This is a genomic window from Bacillus thermozeamaize (assembly GCA_002159075.1).
GTDB lineage: Bacteria > Bacillota > Bacilli > ZCTH02-B2 > ZCTH02-B2 > Bacillus_BB > Bacillus_BB thermozeamaize.
Window position 1 is genome coordinate 1 of the sequence record LZRT01000019.1, and the last position, 23,546, is coordinate 23,546.

At 54.9% G+C, this 23,546-nt stretch carries 20 protein-coding genes, 2 pseudogenes and 2 other annotated features (1 of these 24 running past the window's edge); of the genes and pseudogenes, 4 read left to right on the forward strand and 18 right to left on the reverse strand.

Annotated features, from left to right (window positions below):
- The first annotated feature begins 241 nt into the window (after window positions 1–241).
- Window positions 242–604: a hypothetical protein gene (locus tag BAA01_15725; protein OUM90307.1), complete on the forward strand. Its 363-nt coding sequence runs from the start codon at window positions 242–244 to the stop codon at window positions 602–604.
- A 627-nt stretch (window positions 605–1,231) separates the two neighbouring features.
- Here the strand turns inward: BAA01_15725 and BAA01_15730 are convergent.
- The 3 genes and pseudogenes from BAA01_15730 to BAA01_15740 form a co-directional block, all read right to left on the reverse strand.
- A pseudogene (locus tag BAA01_15730) lies at window positions 1,232–2,566 on the reverse strand (transposase).
- Between the two features lie 194 nt (window positions 2,567–2,760).
- A complete protein-coding gene (locus tag BAA01_15735) occupies window positions 2,761–3,459 on the reverse strand; it encodes a hypothetical protein (protein OUM90308.1) in 699 nt (232 codons plus the stop codon).
- Window positions 3,456–3,734 carry a PadR family transcriptional regulator gene (locus BAA01_15740; GenBank protein ID OUM90401.1) on the reverse strand — a complete coding sequence of 93 codons (279 nt, stop codon included), beginning with the start codon at window positions 3,732–3,734 and terminating at the stop codon, window positions 3,456–3,458. Before BAA01_15740 ends, BAA01_15735 begins: the two co-directional genes overlap by 4 nt.
- Window positions 3,735–4,157: 423 nt before the next feature.
- Here BAA01_15740 and BAA01_15745 point away from each other — a divergent pair, with 423 nt between their 5' ends.
- From BAA01_15745 to BAA01_15755, 3 genes are all read left to right on the forward strand, one after another.
- Window positions 4,158–4,724: an osmotically inducible protein OsmC gene (locus BAA01_15745; GenBank protein ID OUM90309.1), complete on the forward strand. Its 567-nt coding sequence runs from the start codon at window positions 4,158–4,160 to the stop codon at window positions 4,722–4,724.
- A gap of 77 nt (window positions 4,725–4,801) precedes the next feature.
- On the forward strand, window positions 4,802–5,797 hold the full coding sequence (locus tag BAA01_15750) for a hypothetical protein (GenBank protein OUM90310.1): 996 nt from the start codon (window positions 4,802–4,804) through the stop codon (window positions 5,795–5,797).
- Between the two features lie 4 nt (window positions 5,798–5,801).
- Window positions 5,802–6,866 (forward strand): aliphatic sulfonate ABC transporter substrate-binding protein, encoded by a 1,065-nt coding sequence (locus tag BAA01_15755; GenBank protein ID OUM90311.1) that lies wholly within the window; start codon window positions 5,802–5,804, stop codon window positions 6,864–6,866.
- Window positions 6,867–7,256: 390 nt separating this feature from the next.
- Here the strand turns inward: BAA01_15755 and BAA01_15760 are convergent, their stop codons facing one another.
- The 15 genes and pseudogenes from BAA01_15760 to BAA01_15830 all read right to left on the reverse strand — a co-directional run bounded on the left by BAA01_15760 (window position 7,257) and on the right by BAA01_15830 (window position 23,186).
- Window positions 7,257–8,138 carry a hypothetical protein gene (locus BAA01_15760; GenBank protein ID OUM90312.1) on the reverse strand — a complete coding sequence of 294 codons (882 nt, stop codon included), beginning with the start codon at window positions 8,136–8,138 and terminating at the stop codon, window positions 7,257–7,259.
- Complete coding sequence (locus BAA01_15765) at window positions 8,119–8,520, reverse strand: hypothetical protein (protein ID OUM90313.1); 402 nt, start codon at window positions 8,518–8,520, stop codon at window positions 8,119–8,121. Before BAA01_15765 ends, BAA01_15760 begins: the two co-directional genes overlap by 20 nt.
- Window positions 8,521–8,524: 4 nt before the next feature.
- Window positions 8,525–9,409, reverse strand: a pseudogene (locus tag BAA01_15770) (ABC transporter substrate-binding protein).
- A 704-nt stretch (window positions 9,410–10,113) separates the two neighbouring features.
- Complete coding sequence (locus tag BAA01_15775; GenBank protein ID OUM90314.1) at window positions 10,114–11,427, reverse strand: hypothetical protein; 1,314 nt, start codon at window positions 11,425–11,427, stop codon at window positions 10,114–10,116.
- 89 nt (window positions 11,428–11,516) lie between these two features.
- Window positions 11,517–11,605, reverse strand: a binding site (cyclic di-GMP riboswitch class I).
- A 191-nt stretch (window positions 11,606–11,796) separates the two neighbouring features.
- Window positions 11,797–12,639 (reverse strand): uroporphyrinogen-III C-methyltransferase, encoded by an 843-nt coding sequence (locus BAA01_15780; protein OUM90315.1) that lies wholly within the window; start codon window positions 12,637–12,639, stop codon window positions 11,797–11,799.
- A gap of 75 nt (window positions 12,640–12,714) precedes the next feature.
- Window positions 12,715–14,088 (reverse strand): cobyrinic acid a,c-diamide synthase, encoded by a 1,374-nt coding sequence (locus BAA01_15785; GenBank protein ID OUM90316.1) that lies wholly within the window; start codon window positions 14,086–14,088, stop codon window positions 12,715–12,717.
- A 40-nt stretch (window positions 14,089–14,128) separates the two neighbouring features.
- Window positions 14,129–15,250, reverse strand: coding sequence for a cobalamin biosynthesis protein CbiG (locus tag BAA01_15790; protein ID OUM90402.1), 1,122 nt, complete (start codon window positions 15,248–15,250; stop codon window positions 14,129–14,131).
- Window positions 15,251–15,264: 14 nt separating this feature from the next.
- Window positions 15,265–16,032, reverse strand: a complete 768-nt coding sequence (locus BAA01_15795; GenBank protein OUM90317.1) for a precorrin-4 C(11)-methyltransferase — start codon at window positions 16,030–16,032, stop codon at window positions 15,265–15,267.
- An 8-nt stretch (window positions 16,033–16,040) separates the two neighbouring features.
- Complete coding sequence (locus BAA01_15800; protein OUM90318.1) at window positions 16,041–16,751, reverse strand: precorrin-2 C(20)-methyltransferase; 711 nt, start codon at window positions 16,749–16,751, stop codon at window positions 16,041–16,043.
- Entirely contained in the window at window positions 16,748–17,962 is a 1,215-nt protein-coding gene (locus tag BAA01_15805; protein OUM90319.1) for a cobalamin biosynthesis protein CbiE, read from the reverse strand. The genes BAA01_15800 and BAA01_15805 overlap by 4 nt, the downstream gene beginning before the upstream one ends.
- The gene (locus BAA01_15810; protein OUM90320.1) at window positions 17,946–19,076 is read right to left on the reverse strand and encodes a cobalt-precorrin-5B (C(1))-methyltransferase; all 1,131 of its coding nucleotides are present in this window, start codon (window positions 19,074–19,076) and stop codon (window positions 17,946–17,948) included. The genes BAA01_15805 and BAA01_15810 overlap by 17 nt, the downstream gene beginning before the upstream one ends.
- Window positions 19,039–19,692 carry a precorrin-8X methylmutase gene (locus BAA01_15815; protein OUM90403.1) on the reverse strand — a complete coding sequence of 218 codons (654 nt, stop codon included), beginning with the start codon at window positions 19,690–19,692 and terminating at the stop codon, window positions 19,039–19,041. The genes BAA01_15810 and BAA01_15815 overlap by 38 nt, the downstream gene beginning before the upstream one ends.
- Window positions 19,693–19,771: 79 nt before the next feature.
- Window positions 19,772–20,551, reverse strand: coding sequence for a precorrin-6x reductase (locus tag BAA01_15820; GenBank protein ID OUM90321.1), 780 nt, complete (start codon window positions 20,549–20,551; stop codon window positions 19,772–19,774).
- 60 nt (window positions 20,552–20,611) lie between these two features.
- A complete protein-coding gene (locus BAA01_15825; protein ID OUM90322.1) occupies window positions 20,612–21,490 on the reverse strand; it encodes a sirohydrochlorin cobaltochelatase in 879 nt (292 codons plus the stop codon).
- 22 nt (window positions 21,491–21,512) lie between these two features.
- Window positions 21,513–23,186 (reverse strand): precorrin-3B C(17)-methyltransferase, encoded by a 1,674-nt coding sequence (locus tag BAA01_15830; GenBank protein ID OUM90404.1) that lies wholly within the window; start codon window positions 23,184–23,186, stop codon window positions 21,513–21,515.
- Between the two features lie 236 nt (window positions 23,187–23,422).
- Window positions 23,423–23,546 (reverse strand) — a binding site (cobalamin riboswitch) (it continues 71 nt past the right edge of the window).

The window sequence follows — 23,546 nt, forward strand, 5'->3', positions numbered from 1 at the left end:
GAAGAGGAAGGTCATGGTCAGTAAGGGCAAGCCACCCAAGTATACCTCTTTGAGGTGAATGTTGGGTTAGATTTTCAAATGAGTGATCTATTCCGTCTTCGGTAAGATTTTTATATGGGTTGACACGGACCGACTTGGTTCCATTCATTCACGATGCGGCAGGCCAAAAACCATGGCCTTTCGCCAGAGAATGTGGTTTATTAAAGATACGCTTGTGGATTTCACGAAAGGGTGTGAATGGATGCCGTTCATCCGTACCATCTTCATCTACGCAGTCATGTTTGCCACGCTGATGATGACCGTGGGGGGCGGGGTGGGAGCCTTTATGGCCATGGCCGATCTGGTGTCTCCCCCAGCTTACTACCAAAGCTTCCAGGATTATAAACAGATGCGGCAACATGAAGCGGAAAGCAAGGATACAACAGGGAAACCGGCCCAGCTCAGCGAAGAAGAATTGAAAAAAGAGTATGAGGAGATGATCGCCGCCGAACAAGCCCGCATCCGGCAGTCCGCGATCAACAGTTTGATCAAAAGCCTCGGTTGGATCCTCATTCCATTCCCCGTCTTTTTATATATGCAGCGGTTGCAGCGCGCTCGCGAATAGCTGACCGCATCCATCAGCAAAGATACGCAAGCCGGCAGGAAGCTTCCTGCGGCTTTTTTATTTTTGGTTTGGCAAACATGAATGCATCGCCCTGCCAAACTGCCCTGCCAGCATTAAGAAGAAATTCATATACTGCAGCAAACCATCGAAAGAGGTGATGTGAATGTCTCAACGTGATCGACGAAGACGATTCGATGTCGTCGTCATTCGTTTCGAGAGAAGGCAGGGGCGGAGAAGAATCACGGCCGTTCGCGTGATTGGCAGCGCCCGGCCTTGCCAGCGCTTCTTGGTCGTCGGAGAGCGTGTTGGGCCAGCATCCCGCTGTTTGCTGAGAAACGGATTCCGTCTCGTCCGTGTGCGGGGTAATGTCCTCGTCTTCGTGCGTGTCCGCAGACGCGATCGCGGATCTTGTTAAAATACACGCTGCGTCAGCCGTTCTCTCATGATCGTTACGCCCATCCGGACAGGGTGGGCGTAAGGGTTCAACAGCAAACATGCGAAAATCCTTGAACAGACGTTCAAGGATTCAGATTGATGACAAACACCATTGCTCCATCCACCAGAAAGGGGAAATCTGTTCAATTTGAAGTGAAAAAATAAACATTGACCCTTTGTGCCACCTGACCTCCATAGCCAGGTGGCCAATTTTTTCAGATTCATGGCAGCAAAAGTAAGCATCGCCTGCATGGACACCTTCTCTAAGCCACGTAAGGTTGTCCATCGCATGCCATGCTTCTCCTTTGCGTCTGCAAATACCCGTTCGATCGTTTCCTTCCGCATCGCATACAGTCGTTTGTTTTCTTCTGTATGCCTTAAGTGATCCGCTTCTTCCACATACTTCGCCCAAATATGCCGGCTGATGCGTTTGGTAAAATCCTTGCTCTGGGTACACCGGGAAAGCAACGGACAGTGCTTGCACTTGTCGGGGTTGGACCGATACATCCGGTACCCTTCCCGTGTGGTGGTTTCATACTCCAGCACTTCGTTTTGCGGACAAATGTAACAGTCGTAGTATTCATCATAGACATACTCATGTTTGCGCAAAAAACCGTCTTTCGTATGGGGTCTGGTGTAAGGCATCACCGGACGAATGTTAGCATCGAGACACAATTTAGCGATATACGGGGTTTTATACCCGGCATCCACAGCGATCGCCCTTGGAGGACCGAATCTCTGAGTGACTTTGGTGAATACCTCATCAAACACCTGGCTGTCATGCACATGTGCCGGTGTCACCAGCGCTCCCAACACAAAGCCGTGCCGGTCACACGCCGTATGAAACGAATAGGCAAAAACCCTTTCTTTTTCGCTTTTGACAAAGAGCCCGCTTTCAGGGTCGGTGGTGCTGATTTTCACCTCCTTGACCGCGGACTGATACTTTTTTGGCAAGGGTTTTTTCCCGTGTGCCATCCGGTCCTGGTTGATTTCTTCCTCCAGTTGTTCCTGGTACTTTTTGCTTTCTTCCTGGATGAAGGTTTTGGTGTACTTATGTTTATTTGCACTGGCCTTGACATGGGTGGAGTCGATAAATAACACTTCTGGGTCTACAAATCCATGATGAACGGCTTCTTCCAGGATGCGTTGGAAGATGGTTTCAAACAAATTGGTGCCGCGGAATCGGCGAACATAGTTTTTCCCGAAGGTCGAAAAATGAGGGATGGGCTGGGTGAAGTCATAGCCGATAAACCAACGATAGGCGACGTTGGTCTCGATTTCTTTGATGGTTTGGCGCATGGAACGAATGCCAAAGAGGTACTGGATCAAGACGATTTTGATTAAGACGACTGGGTCAATGCTGGGTCGTCCTGTATCTTTGCTGTATTTATCTTGAACAAGGTCGTAGATGAAGCTAAAGTCAATGGCTTGGTCGATTTTCCGAAGCAAGTGGTCTTTGGGGACTAATTGATCTAATGAGAAGAAGGAAACTTGATAACGTCCTTCATGGTGATTTTTTCTCAGCATAAACCTCACCTCGATGGATTTCTCCTGTTAAAATTCGACAAAAAAAGCCTGTAGACCTGCTCCATCTTGGAGCTTTGTCTACAGGCTGAATCCTTGAACAGACGTTCAAGGATTTCCGTCGTTCAAGGACTTTTTACCGCAACCTCTTTTGTATCGCGCAAACGTCACAAAGGACAAGCTTCCGTGCGCCACCGCTAAAATATCTCGACATGTTTAAACACGCCGTTGAACACCAGGCGGTGAACCAACCAAAGGGCCGCCCCAATCCCCAAACTCATCCAAGCCGGAATGGGAAGCATGGGCACCGCATCTTTGAGGATCAAGTGCCAAAGCAGGAAACCGCCCACGCTGATCACCTGCAACAGCAATATCCACCCAACTTTCGCCCCGATCCCTTTGAACGTGGTTTTCCGCATGAAAAACATCATGCCTTCAATCAACAACGGCCCCAAGGCGGCAATGACGAACCAATCCGCCTTAAATCCTTCCGGAACAGGCACGCCGTAAAAACGGTTCAACAACGGATACACTATCAAACGAAACAAAGCGTCCAAGAGAAAGCCTACATACAGCACGGTGCTGAAAATAAACGCAAAACGGGGAAAATGAAAGAGCGGTTGCCTGTCCAACGTCTGGATTACTTCTTTGCAGTAACTTTCCGGGTCGTCGCCAAACACATCTTGTGCCGTGCGCCCCTCCCGCTGGGCGATCAACAAATGATCCAGCATCTCCAGCAAAAGCTCCTCCACTTTCCGCTGTTCGACGGGACTCATCCGCAAGTACACCAGCATCTCTTCATAGTACTTGCGGTTTTCCTCGTTCAACTGCAGGCGCCGTTCATTGTTCAGTTCCACCATTTCTTCCACTGTCATGCGGCGGGTTCCTTGGTTCATCGTCCATCCTCTCCTTGCTGCAAAATGCGATCGACGGCCGCCTTCAACTCCATCCACTCACGGCGAAACACGTCCAGCGCTTGATGTCCTTCTTCCGTCAAACGGTAATACTTCCTCGGCGGGCCGCTGGGCGATTCTTTCAGCTTTCCGACGATCAAATTTTCTTTTTGCAACCGCAAAAGCACCGGATAAATACTGCCTTCGCTAACAAAGGTCAGCCCATATTCGGACAACCGGACGCTCAATTCATACCCGTATATTTCTTCCTGCCGCATCACCGCCAAAATGCACCCTTCCAACACACCCTTCAACAACTGGCTTTTGCTTTTCGACGCCACGTTCGTTCACCACGCAATCCCCTTCTTCCCCAGTATATTGCATTGCAAGATAGATGGGTCAAGAATTTGCTACCTTGTTATGTAAGGTAGCAGTTTTATTATACATCAATCTCGCGCCGTTGGGAAGCGGCAACCCTTAAAACGGTCCATGTTTCCTTCCGGAACGCCGCCATTTGCGCAATATCCTAATAATCCAATTATAATACTTGAAAATACTAGGGAATAAAGATATATTGTTTTTAACTTACGAAAGCAAGGATTCCGACCGGAACGCCGGAGGTCCTCAAGGACTTCCGGCGTTTTTTTTATAATTATGCGAATTATAATTCTATGAATCATAAAAGGAGGTACGGATGCAACATGAGCGGATTACAAGAGTATCTGTCCGAGAAAAAGCAAGCCTTGCAAGCACGACGGGAAAAAATCATCGCCAATGGCGCGGAACCTTTCACCATCAGCGCCCACGTCAAGGCGGAAGGAAGGTGCGGTGTCCGGCGAATCCGCATTCGCGATTTCCAAATCATCAGCGACAGTGACACTGATTTTGCCGGATACAACCTCGGCCCTTCGTCTCCAGAGATTCAACTTGGGGTTCTGGGAAGCTGCCTGACCCACATCTTTCTCATCCAGGCATCCGACCGCGGCATACCGCTGGACAGCTTGGAAGTTGAAGTGACCGGCCAGCTTGACCCGCGGGCGAACCATCCCGGTTATGAACATGTTCCCGTTTATCCGCACAACATCCATTACACCGTCCGGATCGCATCGCCCGCCGACGACGCGGCGTTACGGGAGTTGCACGCGGCCGTCGAACGCACCTGCCCTATCTTGAATCTGCTGGCCAAGCCGCAGCAGATCAGCGGCACCCTGGTGCACATCTCCGACGGCAAGGAGGCCGTGTCAAACCCGCCTTCCGACGGCAGATAGGGAGGCCCGCGGGCCGGTAGAACCCGTTTCTGTAAAAAAATTCAATGTTTATTTCCGCGAATGGAGGATGGAACAACATGCGATTCTCGCTGTTTTACAACTGCGATATAACCCCTGACACATCCGTGAATGATCTGTACCAGGAAATTGAAACCCAGGCGATTTTGGCGGATCGGCTTGGGTTTGATGCCATTTATCTGGCAGAGCATCATTTCAAGGTGTACGGCCGTCAACCGGCACCATTGCTCAGCTTAGCCCGGCTCAGCGGACTGACCCAACACATCGGCCTTGGCACGGCTGTGGTCGAAGCGCCTTTCTATCAGCCGTTGCGACTGGCCGAAGACGCGGCGCTGCTGGACGTCCTGTCGGGCGGCCGGTTGAGACTGGGCGTCGGCTCCGGCACCAGAACGAAAGCAGCCGAATTCGCCAAATTCAGAATCTCCATGGAAGAGAAGTCCAGGCGCACGCTGGAAACGGTGGAAATCCTGAGACAAGCGTTTGATGAAGGCGTGGTTCATTTCAGCGGGGATTATTACGAGTTCACAGAGGTCGAGATCTCTCCTTCCCCGATCCAGCATGCCACTGACCTCATCTGGTTGGCGGCCAGCGACTCAACGGCTGAGCTGGCGGGCCATCATGGCTTCGGTTTGCTCATCCCGCGGGTAGGCAATCCTGAACGCCATCTCGAATGGATCCAACGCTATCGCGAAGCCTCCCGCAACGGGCCTGGCCGGGTGGCTCAATTGCGCTTTGTCTTTGTTGCGGAAACCACGCAAGAGGCAGAAAAACGAACCCGGCAGACCTTCGCCCGGTACGCGCAATACGAATGCGGCGTCAACTGGGACGGCCGAACCGGCACGCGCGAATACAGGGAACTGATGAAGCAAATGAACATGATCATCGGCTCGCCGGAAAACGTAATCGAACAATTGCTGGAATGGCAAGACGAGTTCGGTTTCGACGAGATCATTTGCCAAGTGCATGCAGCAGGCAGCGATCACGGCGCATCGTTGCAAGCCATTGAACTGCTCGCACGCGAGGTTATGCCACGCTTACAGACAAAGGAGGCTTAAATGTATGAAGAAAAAACCGCATCCAAGCACTTCGTTGATCCGGCTGCTCATCTTTGCAATAGGTATGTTTGTCCTGGCAGGATTGCTGACGGCATGCGGCAGCGGCAGTTCTTCACAAGATACGGCCGTTTCATCGGCACCGGAATCCAAGACGTCAGAATCCAAGACGCCGGAATCCAAGAAGCTTCCGAAGACGATTCGGATCGGTTTCCAACCGCCTTACGTTCCCATTTACGTCTTGAAAGATCAAAAGCTGTTCGAGAAAACGTTTGGCGATCAAGTCCCCAATATCGAATTCAAAAGATTTCTGTCGCTCGCACCCATTACCGAAGCGCTGTCCAGCGGCGCCATCGATTTGGCGATCGGGGGAACGCCGGTGACCGCCGTGGCTACGGATCAGCCCATACGCATTTTGGCGCTAACCGAACGCAGCCCCAAAACCCATGCCATCTTGGTACGGCCCGACTCGAAAACAAAAAGCATCAATGATTTAAAAGGAAAGAAGATCGGCACCCCTTCCGGCAATGCCTACTTTTTTCCTCAAAAAGTGCTCCAAAGCGCCAACATCAAAGACTCTGAGGTCAATTGGGTGAAAATCGAAAACGATGTCGGCCGCTCCGCGTTACTCAGCGGCTCCATCGACGCTTGGGTGACATGGGACCCCTTCTATGCCAGCGCTGAAATCACCAAAGAGGCCGTGCCATTGGTAGACGGCGAGAAATATCATCCCAATTACGTTGTCTTGATGGGCAACGCCGAGTTCGTCGAGGCTTATCCGGAAGTCATCGCGCAATTCATTCAAGCCTACCAGCAAGCGCTCACTTGGGTCCAAGACCACCCTGCCGATGCGGTGCAAATTTTTGCGGAAGCAAACCAAGTCAGCCAGGAAATCGCGGAATTGACCATGAGCCGTCGCACCTATCTTCTCAAGTCGCCCGACGACGAAGAATTCGTCAACAATTCCATTGAACAAGGAAAATTTTTCGTACAGGTGGGAGTAACGAAGAAAGAACCGGACTGGGACACTGTCATCGTGCCAGAGATTGCAAAATCGGTTCTTGGCCAGTAACACCATTTGCATCATCGGCCGAACCGCGTGAAATGGGGTGGCTTCATGCCACCCCTCAGCCTGCAGACAACTCTCTCGCGGAGAGATCTGCAGGCTTTTTTTGCGGAAAACACCCGTTGGCCATTTCGCCTCATCAACGATTTGATGATTTGATTTAAAGATAAAGGCTGTGACGGCATTGACCAAACGCGACGGCCGACCCAGCTGGCTAGAAAAAGGGCCAGGCAAGGATGCTTCCTTTTGCTGCCAGGCGTCTGAAAAAAATCGGCCACCTGACCATGGAGGCCAGGTGGCTCGAAGGGCCGATGTGTTTTTTTTCATGACAATCATGGATTCGACAATGGATACGGCAACGATCGATGGCGGTTTCTGTTTCGATGAAACCATCGATTACCCTTTTGTCAACACCAGTCTTGCGCCGGCAGCATCGGCCGGATCAATCTGCACGGCGCCGGAAACGGGAGAACGGGTGAACCGTATTCCCTGATCCGTCAAATAAGAGACCGCCGCTTCCACATCCGGGACGGTGAGCACCACTCCCCGCAGCCCGTATCCCTTCTGCGCTACAAACTCGTTCAGCGGGCTGTCCGGGGAATTGGGAGCAATAACCTCCAGTTGGCCATGTTGAAGCGGGAAGAATATCCGGTCACCCTGGCGGCTGGGGCAGACAGACTGCTCACCGTCGCGGGCGAGCCCATAGCCGTCGCGGAAATAGGTTTCGCCTTCCGCAAGCGAAGCGAATACCACCTCAAGGTGCCTGATATCTTTGTAACCCAGAGGATGCGGCTTTGGCTCTTGGCCGCCGAACAGCCGGCGCCGCTTTTCTTCTCCGGTGCTGTCATGCTGGATCAGGAAGGGGTTTGCTCTCCCGCCGGAAACATGGCTGCTTCGCCAGCCCCTGATATTGCCGTGCGCGTCCACCAGCGACCCCTCTTGCGGCTCTTCGGCTTGGAGCGTCGTGACTCCGGATGCGGCGCGGGACTTCAATTGCGCCACGTCCGCATCCAGATCGTCGGTGGCAAAAGCGAACGTGAAGAGGCCGGGTCCATGCTGTTCCAGATGCCTGACCAGTTCTTGCCATGCCGCCGCCCGGTCTTGCACGGCAATCAGCTCCAAATACGCGTTTTCCAGCACGACCAGCCGGTTGGCGGTTCCCCTTCCCGGATGGGCACCTCCTTCAGTGACATGAAAACCTAATTTGCGGTACTGTTCCGCCGCCTCATCCAAATCCTGAACGACAATGAGTACATGATCAACATGGGTAATCGCCATCCACAATGACCTCCTTCATCTGAAAAATCCAAGTTTCAAATCCCAGTTTCATCGTTGAAGACCAGGCACGCTTTCCTGGAAGGGGAACTCCGCCCTTCTCCCCGCGGCTTCCCTCAGGGCTGCTTCGGCAAGGGACGCGAGGATGCAGCAGCAAAGCCGTGCCGACCCCTGTCGCCAGAATGAAAAGGTCCAAAACCGTGACGGTTCCGTCCCCCAACCGGATGTGCCACAGCGGCAGGGGATTGGGAAGGGCCTGGGTCTGGGGCCCCCAAATGAGCTGCGCGGCATTGTCCAAAATCAGCCCCACCGCAATTGTGGTGAGCAGCAGGATGGTGCTGCCGGCCTGGGCAAAAGGCCGCACCGCTACCCTTTCCATCAGCAACCTAAAACCGAGTGGCGGTGTATACGCCCTCCACCGCCTCGCCACCTAATTTGATGAACTGCGGCGAATAGACAGAACCTATGTCCACCACAGCGGTATCCAAGCTGACGGCTTTCCGCTGCTGGGTGATCAGCGCCCCGTCATTGTAGTACGAAATCAGGATCAGGGCATCCGGATTGGCATCCCGCGCCTTGCTCAATATCGGCCGAAAGTCTTTTTCGGTGGGGAGATAAGGTTCCTGGACCACCACTTCCGCTCCCAGTTCCTTGGCCTTGCCGACAAACAGTTCGGTGGTCGTTTTTCCCAAGTCCGTATTCAGGTACAGCACCGCCAACCGCCGTTTTTTCAGTTCCTGCCCAACGTGGCAAGGTAAGGGGCGTCATCCTTCTGGTTGGACGAATTGCTCCAGATGTATTCGCCTGTTTTGGTGAAATCCGGATGCGAATTGGTGATGCCCAGCTGAACCAGCCCCTCCCGCTGATAGATGGGGGACGCCGCCATCGACGCCGGAGAACTGAAATTGCCGATGACGGCCACAATCCTGGAGTCGGCCGCAAATTTCTGGGCCACGGCCGAAGTTTGCTTGGGATCGCTTTGGGTGTCCTCGAAAACATACTGCAGGGACCGTCCCTTCACCCCGCCCGCGCCGTTGATTTCCTCGAGGGCGAGATCCATGCCTTTGCGCCACTGCTTGCCGTACTCCGCATTGTCTCCTGTCAACGGGCGTGACGCCGATGACGATGGGTTCCTGCGGCTGCGCGTTCTGTGCGGAGGAACCTGCCGGAGCCGCCCCGTCGTTGACGGTGCCGCAAGCGGCCAACAACACAAGGACAACCGATACAAGAATCGCCAACCGGTGTCTCGGAATGAAACGAAGGCGTCTGGACATTGGCCCGCCTTCCTTTCATGTAGTTTCATGTAGTTGCTCATGCCGCTTCGATGCACAGGTCCTCTCCATGCCGGCCCGTGTTCCGGGATCAATAACTCCAAAAAAAGACCAGACCACCGGCACAGGAGGATCGCTTCCGTTTCCAGTGGTCTGGTCAACCAAAGCCGCAGATGTGGCAGATTCATGATTTAATTTAAATAAATCATATCATTATACTATGATTTATACTATATTCCCTTCTACCGCGCATGTCAATACCAAGATTTGCAGATGTGCGCGTCAAGGTTCGGCCGGCAGTGCTTACTTACGACGACATCATGCAGCGGCCCCGGTTCCAACTCCTTCAAAAGATGCCTATGGACACATATCAAGCACTGTCGTTGATGATCGCATTTGCGACACTCGTCGTGCTGATCATGTCCACGAAACGGAAATAGACCGCCCTTGTGGAAGGGGATGCGGTCTATTCCGTGTCCCATAAAGCCTACCGCTCTTCAAGCGGCTATTGTACATCGACCGTAGGTGTAGCAGCACCTGCGGTCATTTTCATTTTTTGTTTTGCTTGTGTTTATTATACCATAGCTGCCATCGACAGGGAAACCTTGCTCAAACTGCCCGAAAAATTGCCGAGAACGAGTCCACCATTGTAATTCGCGTCCGCATGCAGGATATAACGAAATTTATCTCGACACTAATTTGCTGCACTAACTTTTATTTTTTTGGCCGTGTTCTTCATGCCGTTTTCCGTTTTCTTGACTTTTCCCATGTCCTTTTCCTTTTTCCTTATTCGAAGCCTCATCAGCTGGCAATGCCTCATCCACCGCTGACCCTTTCTCCGCTTCTGTCTCGGCAGATGGATGATCCGGCTTTGCTGGGCTGTGGTCATGGTTGGTCTTTCCTTGATCTTTTCTTTTCGCCTGCTGCGGCAACCGTTTTTCACTCTGGGACGGTGTTCCTTGCTTGGCTTTTTCATCCTTTTTTGCATTCACGTTTTTCGTGTCCTGCGCCGGTGTCGCGGACTGTTCCTGCTTCACATGCCCTTTCTCGTCTCCGGTTCGTTCGTCCCCCTCGGCTTTCGGATCTGAACCGGAGTCCGGGGATGCATCGGTCTTTGGCGTTTTGAGGGTTTGCTCTCCTGGATTGTCATCCTCGCCTTCCGTGTCGCCAGCTTCTTCATCCTTTCCTTCCGTACCGCCAGGTTCCTGCCGCCGCAGCTTGTTCTCCACCTTCACCAGCTTTTTTTCCAATTTCAAAAAGCTCTTTTCGATATTTTTGAGGATCGCCGCTTGCGCCTTCGGATTTTCCACTTTTTCAACCACTTTCAACAAAGCGGCAATGTTGTTGGAAATCCGCATCTTGATCTTTTGGATTTCATCCTGTTCCGGATCCGTCTGTTCATCTGCCGGCTCATCCGCCGGTTCACTGGTATCCGGCTGACTTGAAGCTACTTCACCCTGATTGGCCGCTGGCTTGGTCCCGTCTGCAGCTTGGGTTTCCGCTTCACCGACGGATTCCAACGCCTGATTCTGATTCTCAATGGCCTTCTGCAACACCTGCAGCGCCCGCTCTTCATCCCCTTCCGCAAGCAAGGCCCGGGCTTCAGCAATCCGCTCATTGGCATACTGCACCAGCAGTTTGGCTTTTTCCACCTCATCGAAAGTCAGCGCCAATTTGATCCGCTCGAACATCACTTTGAAAAAGTAGAGGAAATCCCCCGGTAAAAGCTTGGGCTTCTGCCCATCATCCTCTTCAGGCGTTTGCGCTGCGGGCACATCCGCCTCGGGTGTTTCCGTCCCGGGTGTTTCCATCCCGTCTGTTTCCTCGCCGGATGTACCATGATTGACGGAACCTGTCCCGTCACCACCTGCTTCGTCGCCTGTCTGCCCGGAATCCATCGTTTCATTGTCTTGGATTGGCTCATCTGGAGACGTGTTGGCCAACGCCTGGCTTGCACCCGTACCAAAAATCAGCCCGACGGCCAAAAAGCTAAGAACGATCTGCATCCATCGTTTCTTCATGGCATGCTCCTCTCCTTTCAGTACACTTTTCTCGAAACGAAAATAAAACCTGCCCCGCAAAGCGATGGAGGCAGGCTGTCACCAAAACCCACGGCAACCCGGCGATCATAGCGCTTTTCTGCACCTTAGACCCGTAGCTTTGCGTCCCAAACTTTCGTTTGGTTTGCCCTGAACGTGATTCTGTTTTTTGTTCATTCATTAAAGAAATGGTACTTTAAGCCAATTGTATCTCAACCGGCCATACTTTGGTAGTGGCAGGAATTTTGTGAAAACCCTTAGGATATCCATTGGAACCGGATACTTAGAGCTTTTTCCTTCCCGGCGGCTGTTGACGGTCACTGCTCGTTTTGTTTTGTGTTTTTCAATGCTTCAGCCTTGCTGGCCGCTACCGGAAAAAGGAGCCAAGCCTGCGGCATGAAACGCCATGCTCTGCTGCAGTCGGTCCCTGATGCGGACCACTTCCCCCACCACGATGACGGCCGGGGCGCCGATCCCGCTTTCTTGCACCCGTTGTTCAATCGTCTCCAGCGTGCCGGTGACGAGCTTTTGCTTTGGTGTCGTGGCCCACTGGATCACCGCCACCGGGGTGGCCGGTGTCCGGCCATGGCGGATTAAGGAACGGCAAATATCCCCTAAGCGGTTCATGCCCATATAAAACACCAGGGTATCGACGCCGCCGGCCAGCGCGGCCCAGGTTTGTTCGCATTCGATCCCATGCCGCCCGGCTGTTGGCGCACCCGTTTCTGGACAGAATTCACCTTTTTCCCCGGCATGCCCGGTCACCACAGCCAACGAAGACGCATAGGCCCGGTGCGTGAGCGGGATGCCCGCCGCTGCCGCGGCCCCGGCGGCTGCAGTCACTCCCGGGACAATTTCGAAAGGAACAGCGTGGGCCGCGAGCCATTCCGCCTCTTCCCCGACCCGTCCAAAAACCGACGGATCGCCTCCCTTTAAGCGGGTGACCACTTTTCCTTCCCGCGCTTTCTCCACCAGCAATTGATTGATCCGTTCCTGCCGCAACGCGTGCGACCGGGGAGACTTGCCGCAATAAATCAACTCTGCTTCGGGAGAGGCATAAGCCAGGAGCTCCGGGCTGGCCAAGCGGTCGTAAATGATCACGTCGGCCTCTTGAATGCATTCCAAGCCCCGCACCGTAATGAGCTTCGGATGACCTGGTCCTGCCCCGACAAGGTATACTTTACCCGTTCCCATCTGTGCACTCCTTCCGGATTCCGTCCAATCTCATCCTCGCTTGGCTGCCGGTAGGTTGCAAAGCCTTTCGAACGGCTAGCCACGGTTTTGCCACTCCAGGCAAGCCTGGATCCAGCGCTCCACCAACTCTGGCGCGGAAGCAAAGTGCAAATGGGTATACCCGGCAATCAACCGCTTGTACTGAATCCCTTCTGCCTTCGTCCCCCGCAACCCGGTTGTGCGATAAGCCGCCGGAAAATCTCCTTGCGGTTCATAAACGGAGTAATGAAACTCGTGCCCTTTGGCTGTGGCGCCATCCGGAAGCAGGTAGTTTCCTTCCTCTCCCTCAACCTCCCGGTATCCTAACGCGGCCAGCTTGTCCTGCATTTTCACCTTGCCCGGGATGATGCCCACCATGTGATGGACGTCTCCATCGGTGGTTTCAATCGCTTCCGTCAAGTACATAAACCCGCCGCATTCGGCCAGGGCGGGCATGCCCCTTTCAATCGCCTCCTTGACGGATGCTTTGGCCTGCGTTTGCCCGGCCAGCTCCGCGACAAACTCCTCCGGAAATCCTCCGCCGATATACAAGCCGGCGCTGCCGGCGGGTACCGGCTCTCCCGCCAACGGCGAGAAATAAACAAGCTTTGCCCCGTAAGCTTCCAGCAATTCCAGATTTTCCGGATAATAAAAGTGAAACGCCGCATCCCGGGCCACCGCGATCTGCACCTGCGCCTCCCGCCTCGGTTGAAACAAGGTCGTGTCCGCTCCGCCCAGGGGTGCGGCATCCGCCAAGGCCAGCACTTGCTCCAGATCGACGGTCCGGGACACCCACCCGGCCAGCCGGTCAAAAAAGGCGTCCAGCTCCCCCCGCTCAATGGCCGGCACTAGACCTAAGTGCCTTTCCGGCATGTGCAAGTCGCCGTTCCGCTCCAGATAGCCGATCACCGGGATCCCGCATTCCTGCTCAATGGCTTGCTGCACCAGACGGAAATGGCCTTTGCTGCCCACTTGGTTCGCCACAACCCCCGCAATCTTGACCGCCGGTTCCAACGTTTGAAAACCTTTTACGACGGCTGCCGCGCTGCGGGCCATGCTGTGACAATTGACCACCAAAAGCACCGGACTTTCCGTCAGCAAACTGATCTCCGCCGTACTGCCCCGGTTATCCAACGGGCTTTTGCCGTCATAAAAGCCCATGACACCTTCAATGATCGAGATGTCGGCTCCTTCGCTTCCCCTGTGCAAAATGGCCCGGACGACCGCCGCGTCAAACATCCAGCTGTCCAGGTTGCGGGAGGGACGTCCCGTCACGGCGGTGTGGTAAGTGGGGTCAATATAGTCCGGGCCACATTTAAACCCTTGGACGGTATATCCTCTTTTTTTCAACGCGGCCATCAAGCCCAGGGTCAACGTGGTTTTGCCCACCCCGCTGCCTGTTCCGGCAATGACGATGCGCTTTTCTGTCACCGCTCATGCTCCTTTCTTCCGCCCGGTTCTGATTTTCCATTCAGGAATGGCGGAGACGGCCGACGGCAATGGTCACATTGCCCGATTTTTTCTTCACCAGATCCAACCGGTCGACACCGGTGTACAGTTTGACCGCCGGTTCACAGACGCCATATGCTCCGGTGTACTTGTACACCGCCTCTGAAGGTTGTTCAATGGGCACCGAGTTCAATTGTTCCGGACTGTAAGTGACAAACTTCCAGCCGTATTTTTTCACGACCGCCAAAAGCCCCGGCTCATCTCTTTTTAAATCGATGGTGCACAAGGCTTTCACGCTTTTGATGGAAAACTTCAATTCCGCCAGCGTCTCTTGAATGACGGATTCGATTTCTTCCGCGCTGGTCCCTCTGTTACACCCCACGCCTAAGACGATCACTTTGGGCCGGTACAACACCCCGTTCGCCAAAATGGCCTCTTCGTCCTGACTGAGCAGGCGGTGTGTCACCACCAGGGCCGCTTGCGGGTTCATGCGCAAAGCTTCGCGGATGGAATCAAACACGTGAATGTTGGGCGGCAAAGGACGATCATACGGCCACCAGTTCCGCTCCCCCGATTCCTGCACCACCGCCACCTGTTCCTCATTCACCACCGATGCGCTGACCGGTGTCAGCTTCTCCGGCGATTCCCATTCCCAGCCAAACTGGCGCCCAAACAAATCCACGGCAATGGTTTGTTGCACATCGGAAGCGGTGGTCACCACCGGGGTCGCCCCCAGACAGGCCGCCACCTCCCGGGTCAGGTCGTTGGCTCCTCCCAGATGCCCGGAGAGCACACTGATGGCAAACTGGCCTTTGTCATCGACCACCACCACCGCCGGGTCGCTTTTTTTGTCCTGCAATACCGGGGCTATCATCCGCACCACGGCGCCCAGGGATATGAATAACACGAGGCCTCGGTACGTTTGGAACAAAGCGGGCAAGAGCAGGCGCACGCTGCCGTCAAACAGCCGGATTCCTTTTTCCCCTTCGTCCCCCTGTGCAAATTTGGACATGTAATACACATCGGTTTGGGGGATGAGCTTGCCCAGTTCTCGGGCCATGGAAACGCCGTGCTTGGTAATGGCCACGGCAGCAAAAACGCCCTGGGCCGTGATCTTGGGCTCTCTGCCTTCTTCCAGCCGCATCACCGCCGGCCTGCTCATTGTGGTTTCACCCCTTGACGGTATCGGTGTGTAAAGGCGGGATCGTACAGCTTGGACCGGTATGCAGCCAGTTTCTCGTGGTCCGGTTCCAAAGCCCAGCCTGCTAAAATCATCGCCTGGGAACGAATCCCAGCTAGGCGCATTTCTTCCGGCAAATCGCGCAAGACGGTGCGGATCACTTTTTGGTCGGGCCAACTCGCTTTGTACACCACAGCGACCGGTGTCTCATCACGCCAACCCGCCTCCTTTAACTCCAGAACCACCTTTTTTGCTAATGTGGCACTGAGAAAGAGCGCCAGCGTGCAGTGATGGCGGGCCAAATCTTTCAATTTCTCCCGTTCGGGCATGGGTGTCCGGCCTTCGGTCCGGGTCAAAATGACCGTTTGGGTCAGCTCAGGGATGGTCAGTTCCGCTCCTAATGCGGCGGCCGCCGCAAATACCGAGCTGACCCCGGGAATGATTTCGTAGGGAATGCCGGCTTGTTTCAAGCGGATGATCTGTTCCATGACCGCCCCGAACACGGCAGGATCCCCGGTGTGGACGCGGGCCACGACTTTCCCCTGCCGGACAGCGCCAATCATCATGGCCGTCATTTCTTCCAAGGTTAAACCGGCGCTTTTGATCACTTCCGCTTCCGGTTTGGCCTCGGCGATCAAGCGCTCATTCACGAGGGAGTCGGTATACATGACCACATCAGCGCGGCGTAATATGTTTAAGCCTTTCACCGTAATCAGTTCCGGGTCGCCGGGCCCGGCGCCAATCATGTACACTTTCACCTTTTTCTCACCACCATGAGCGTCAAATACTCCAGTTCCAATCCGTCCAATCGGTCCACATCCCAAATGACCTCTTCGTCTGAGGTCACTTTGGTCACCACGGAAGCATGGCGGCGCAGGCCAAGTTCATCCAGCACAGAAAGGAGCAGGTCCAGCACTTTGGCTACTTTCAAGAAAACCACGCAATCGTTCTCCTCCAGCACTTTGCGCATCGCTTCCCGGTCATGTGTGGCAGGGACGATGGCCACCCGCTCATCCCCATCGGCCAAATCGATCCCCAACCGTGCGGCGGCGCCATGGATGGAGGAGACGCCAGGCACCACTTCGATTTTCACCTCAGGGTGCCGTTCTTGCATCAGCCGTTTCATATGAATGAACGTGCTGTACAGCAGGGGATCCCCTTCGGTGACAAAAGCCACGTCTTGCCCCCGCTCGAGATATTCCCACAGAGTGGCTGTCGTGTTGTTCCACTCCCGTTCCAGGATGTTCGGGTCTTTGGTCATGGGAAAGACCAGGCCCACCAGCTCCTTTTCGCCGGCCGGAATAAAGGCTTCCGCAATCCGGTGGGCGTAGCTTTTGCTTCCTCTTCTTTTTTGCGGATAGGCGATCACGGGCACCTGCTGCAAAATGCGAAAAGCTTTGACGGTAATCAGCTCCGGGTCGCCCGGCCCCACCCCGACGCCATACAACGTCCCCGCCTTGTTCATGGCTTGTCGCTCCCTTCCCTGAAAGCCCGGAGAATAAACACTGGATTCAGGGCTTCAAATCGGTTCATGTTCAGGATGGGTTTACTCCTGGACACTTGCACCTGTGTCACTTGGGTGGCAAAACCCAGTGCCTGAAAGACGGACAAGGCTTGGGACAAGGTTTCAACGGTGGCGGCATTCAGCACGATTGTGCCGCCGGGTTTGAGGCGGCCGGCACAGGCGTGCAGTAAAGCGTCCAAACGACCACCCGTCCCCCCGATAAAAATGGCGTCGGGATCGGGAAAATCCTCCAACCCTTCGGGTGCCTTGCCGTGTTTCAACACAAAATCGGTCCGGAAGGTCAACATGTTGCGCCGGCACAATTCCAGATCGCCTTCATTTTTTTCAATGGCATAGACGGTACCTTCACGGGCCAGCCGTGCCGCCTCAATGGCCACCGATCCCGTACAGGTGCCAATGTCCCATACCACACTGTCCGGCCTTAAAGCCAATTGGGCCAAGCTGAGCACACGCACTTCCTTCTTTGTGATCAGGCCTTTATCCGGTTTGCGCTGGGCGAACGCCTCATCATCGATGCCCAGAGGCCATTGGGGGGAAGGACCGACGCGTTTTAAAACCACAATATTGAGGGGAGAAAACGTTTGCGCCATCATCTCGTCCAAGGTGTACCAGCCTGTGCGTTCCTGTTCGCCACCCAAGTTTTCCGCGACAAACGCTTTGTACTCGGTCATGCCGAACTTTTTGAGATAGGCGGCAATCGCCTGCGGACTGTTGGTCTCATCGGTCAGCAACACCACTTTGTGGCGTCCGTCAATCCGCTGGGCCAGGCCGGTCAACGGACGGCCGTGCACACTGTGAATGTAAGCATCGTGCCAGCTTTCGCCCATGCGGGCAAAAGCCAGTTGCAACGAGCTGAGGTTGGGATACACTTCAACGGGCATGTGTTTGGCCAGATAGCCCCCGATGCCGTAAAACAAAGGATCTCCGGAGGCCAATACCACCGTGGGACGGGTTTCTTCTTTCAAACGCTGGACCACGTCTTTCAAACTGCCGGCCATCTCCACTTTTTCCCCTTGGTAGTCTGGAAAAAACGCCAAATGCCGCTTTCCCCCCACCAGGACCTGGCTCTCTTCAATCCAGCGTTCATATTGGGGAAGCAAACTTCGCCGCCCGTCATCCCCGATGCCGATCACCTTAATGGCGTCTGTCATCGATAACCGCCCTTCCCAGCAAAACCCCTTTAAAGGAAAAAATGACCGTTTCCAACGCAATCCCTCCGTCAACCTCTTTCAATCCGGCACGGCAGCAAGCCTGGCACAGCTTTTCAAAAAAGCGGGAATACCCCTGTTCATGCATCAGGTCGCCCACTTCCGCTGCCGTATTCGCCTGTCTCACCGTTTCCACCACCTCGGGCGGGGCTCCACTTTCTTCCGCCAGTCCGGCCAAAAAATTGAAGTCAACCGGGGCGCTTTTGGAGTGGACCATCATCACGCCCTGGGCGATTTTGGAAAATTTCCCCATCATTCCCACCAAGGAGACACGCCCAATCCCTTGCCCTTTGCATTGCTTCAGGGCAAAACCGACAAAGTCCCCCATTTCGATAAACGCCTCTTCAGGCAGATCCGGATATAACCCCATGGCGTGCTTTTCACTGCGCCCTCCCGTGGATAACACCAAATGATCACATCCGTTGGCGCGGGCCACTCGAATGGCCTGGGCCACGCTGGCCCTGTATGCGGCTGTGGAAAAGGGAACCACAATGCCCCGCGTCCCTAAAATGGAAATGCCGCCGATGATCCCCAGGCGGGGATTCAAGGTTTTTTCGGCGATTTTTTCCCCTTCAGGAACCGAAACCACCACTTTGACCCCCCGGGAGACGCCGTGTTGCTCCAACACCTCCCGCACCGTGTCCAGGATCATTTTGCGGGGGACCGGATTAATGGCCGCCTCCCCCACCGGAACAGGCAAACCGGGTTTGGTTGCCCTGCCCACACCTGGACCGCCATCCAGCACAATCCCCGGCTCAGCCATCCAACTGATCGTCGCCTCAATCAAGGCCCCATGCGTCACATCCGGATCATCCCCGGCATCTTTAATCGTTCCGGCCGTCGCCTGCTGCGGAGAAAAGCGGCAGTGGGCTAGCTGAAACGTGGCCTCTTGGCCGATGGGCAGCCGAATCGTCACTTCCTGTGGACATTGTTGGGTCAACAAAGCGGTCAAAGCGGCCTTGGCCGCCGCCGTGGCACACGCTCCGGTGGTATAGCCGTGGCGCAACTTTTTTTCCAAGTTACTCAACCACCTGTTCGGCCAAGAGGGACAAGGCATTCACAGCCGCCACCGTGACCGTGCTGCCCCCCTTGCGGCCGATGTTGGTGATGTAGGGAATGTCCAGTCGGGCCAGCTCGGCTTTCGACTCCGCCGCCGACACAAACCCGACAGGCAGGCCGATAATCAGTCCCGGTTTGGCCTCTCCCGCTTTGACCAGCCGGATCAATTCCAACAGCGCCGTGGGCGCATTGCCGATGGCAAAGATGCCGCCTTCTGCCTCTTTCACCGCTTTGCGCATGGCCATGATGGCCCGGGTGACATTGTGCCGCTTGGCTTCCTCAGCCACATCGAGATCGGAAATGTAGACACGGACGCTGCTGCCGAATTTCTCCAAACGGGGCTTATGAATCCCCACCTGGACCATCTGCACATCGGCCACCACCGGCCGGCCCTGGCGGATGGCCCGCACCCCGGCTTCCACAGCCCGGGGATGAAAGACGATGCTTTTGCCCAGCTCAAAATCGGCCGAGGCATGGACAATGCGCTGTACAACGGCAAATTCGGCTTCCGAATAGGCATGCTCCCCAAACTCTTCCCGGATGATCGCAAAACTTTTCCTTTCGATTTCCTGCGGTTGCAAAGTGATCGGTTGAAAACCGCTTGAAAATTCCACGTTCCGCCAACCTCCCAAATGATTGACTGCTTTCCATGCGCAGCGCGCGAACATTCCTCAGGCGCCGCCTGATCAGCGTTCACGCCTCAACCGGCCGGACAGCGAACCGATTCAGGTGACGCAACACTTCCCCGTATGTGTGATAACACACCCCGTAGTCCACCTTGGGGCGTCTGATCATGATCACCTCGATCCCCTTTTCAAGGGCCGCCTCCACCTTTTCATCCACCGCTCCCTCCTTGCCGCTTTCTTTCGTGACCATCACATTCACACCGTAATGGTCATACAAGGCTTTGTTCAACTCTTTGGAAAAGGGCCCCTGCATGGCCACGATGTGACGCTGGTCGATGCCCAGCTGTTCACATTTTTCCATATTTTCCTTGCGGGGAAGCAATCGGACCACCAGCGTCACCTCCGGGATCCCCAACAGCCGGCGGGCAAAAATATCCACGGTTTTGCTCCCGGTGGTGAGCATGATGACGCCCTTTTTTTGCGCGGCAATTTCCGCGGCTTGTTCGTAATCATCCACCCAGACAATGCGGGAATGCTCAAAGCGTTGTTGCTCCCGCTCATAACGAATATAGGGAACGCCGGCCATTTTCGCCGCCTGGACCGCATTTTGCGAGGCTTGATCGGCATAGGGATGACTGCCGTCCACAACCACCCGGCAGCCGTGGGCTTTCATCACGTTGACCATCTCTTCCGCCGTCAGGCGACCGACATGCACCTCAAGCCCCGCTTCATGCAGCCTTTTGGCAGCATGTTCGGTCACCACCGAAGTCAGGACCCGGTACCCTGCCGCCTGGATGGCCAAGGCCAATTCCCGTGCGTCGCTCGTGCCGGCAAGCATGAAAATCAAGCGCCATCGCTCCTTTCCCAAACAAGTGCCTGCCCGTGGCAGATGTCGCCTGCCACCGCTTCAACTTTGCGCGTGTTGATGGTGGTGGTGATGATGACCCAAATGTTCCAAGGCATAAAGACGATACTGACAATGATCGCAGTTCATTCGCGCCTGACCTGCGAATGCCTCCTGCACCCGGTCCAGTACAATGGACCGCAATTGTTCATGATCCCCAAAGGAGGGAACCAAACGAATCTGGCAATCAGGATGCCGTTCGCGAAAACGCTCAACCGCCCGGGCCATGCGCTTCATGAGCACGCCGGTAAAGAGAAAATAGGGAAGCACCGCTACCCGTTCGGCGCCAAGCTGCACGCAGCGCTCAAGGCCCTCCTCCAACAAGGGCTCCGTCACGCCCATAAATGCCGTCTCTACCCACTTCACATTCACCTTTTCCCACAGCAGACGGGCCAGCTTGTACAGTTCACTGTTGGCATCCGGATCGGAACTTCCCCGGCCCACGACAAGGACGACGGTCTTTTGGGCCATGCCGCTGTCTGCTTCTTCCGTCAGCCCAAAACCGCTTTCCGCCAGTCTGGACAGCAAGACATCCACGATGTGCGGATGCTGGCCCAGCGGCCGCCCATAATGAAAGGTGACCTCAGGATACTTGCGGCGGGCTTCATCCAGTTCATGGGGAATCTGCAGCTTCGCATGGCCGGCCGGCAGCAACAGGACGGGGATCAACGCGATTTCTTGCGCGCCGTCCGCCACACATTGCGCGATGCCCTCCGTCATGGTCGGGGAGGCAAACTCCAAATAACAGTGGCGAACGAGATATTCCCCTAAAGCGGGCTTAAGCTTGTCCGCAAACACGGCCACTTCCCGGTTGCCTTCGGGATCTTTGCTGCCATGTCCGACCAACAGGACCGCTTTGCGTCTTTCTTCCAACCGGTTCATCCGGTTCCCCTCCTTAAGTTTTTTAATCGCCGCAAGCCACCGTATCAACCGTGATTGGCGGCCACACATCTTGATATTGAAAGCCCTCAATTTCTTTGACCCGCTTGAAAAACTTATGGAAGCGCTCATTGGGATGTCCTTCTTCAGCATAGAAACGGACGATGCGCTCAATCAGGCCAACCAGCTCTTCAGGGGGGATGCCCTCCGCCACAGGCTGTCCCGGATGGGCTGTGCGGCCGATGTTCTTTCCGCCTAAAAACAGGTCGAAACGCCCTTTGCGGTAAACAATGCCGATGTCATCGTTCACCGCGCCGTAGCAGGCCATGCCGCATCCGTTGAACCCGATTTTTAAGGTTTTGGGGACCGACAAGCCTCCCAGACATTTGTGCAGCTCTTCCGCATAGGGAATGGCGTCAAATTTTTCTCCGTCGCAAAAGTCGCAGGCTTTGATCTGCACCACATTCCCCACCGGTTCCACCAACAAACCGACATTTTTTAATTGGTTGACCACCTGCTCCGGATCGCTGGTGGGAATTTCCACCAGCAGCTGGTGGTGGCGGCTGTAACGGATCGATCCTTTGTCGCCAACCAGCTCAGCCAACTTTTGCAATTGTTCAGGCTTGAATTGCTTATTGGCCAGGCCAGGGCTGACCGCTGCCTCCAAAATCTCCTCTACCTGACCGTTAAAGGGACCTAGGGAAAAAGCGACGGTCCCTCGCGGTGAAGCGGCGGCCGCTTCCCGCCGGGCATCCAGTCTTTGCCAAGCTTCCATGGCCCACTGGTAAGGCGTCTTCTCCGGTGCTGCTTCCGTTGCTTGCTTTTCTGTCCCCTTTGTTTCGGGAACGGCAGCTGGTGGATGTTTTTCCTCGGCCTGCAAGGCCCACGGCTCCGCTTCCGGACGCAGCCGCTCCCGAGGAGCCAGCGGCTGTTTTTCCCGGTCCAGCGTGTATTTGCGCTGATAGCCCCGCGGTGTGATCATTTTGCCGTCGTAGACAAAGGTGGTGGAATTGCCGATTATCACCGTCGTCAGCATGCCAATCTCGTGCTCCAGCATCTCCTTCAATGTGGTCAGCACCACCTGTTGCCGCTTACGATAGGCGCTTTTGACCAAGCCCACCGGCGTGTCCGGCGACCGATGGGCCAGCAAAATCCGCTGGGCTTCCACGATTTGGCGGGTCCGTCGTCCGCTTTTGGGATTGTACAAAGCAATGACAAAATCAGCCATGGCCGCCGCTTCAATCCGCTTTTTGATCAATTCCCACGGGGTCAAATGGTCACTGAGGCTGATGGTGCAGGCATCGTGCATCACCGGGGCCCCCAACAGGGAAGCACAAGAATGAATGGCCGATATGCCCGGAATGATCTCCACCTGGACCCCCGTCTCTTCCCGCCATCCTTTGGCCATCAGCACTTCATACACCAGTCCGGCCATGCCGTACAAACCGGCGTCACCGCTGGAGATGACCGCCACCTTTTTCCCTTCTTCCGCTCTTTTAACGGCGGATTGGGCCCGGGACACTTCCTCGGTCATGCCGGTTCGGATAATTTCCTGACCCTTGAGAAACGGACGGATCAATTCCACATACGTTTTATACCCGACGATCACGTCGCTTTCTTCCAAAGCTTCCTTGGCCCTGTACGTCATGTGCTTGACATCTCCCGGGCCGAATCCCACAACCATGATTTTGCCCGACATCGCACGTCCCTTCATGCCAAAAAACCCCTCCCATGAATGGTTAAGAAAACAAATAAAGACACCCTTCCCACGCGGAAAGGGTGCCGTTGAAAAGGAACGATTGAGTACGTTTTCCCTCACTTGGCCTGAGCATGTCCATCACACGCGCATCGAAGTCCCCATCCATCTGGGACCCCACAACGCCTGCCGAAGCGCCAAGGCCTTATTCCCCATCAACTCTCCTATCCTCGTAGGAAGTTGACCAACGCGGCAAAGGCAGGTCTCCTGACTCATGGTTCATCGATCCCCATCTTCCTTCCCAGGTGAAAAACCCAGTGGCTTCATGATGGTTCTCTCCCCAATCACAGTGGCGGGACCGTG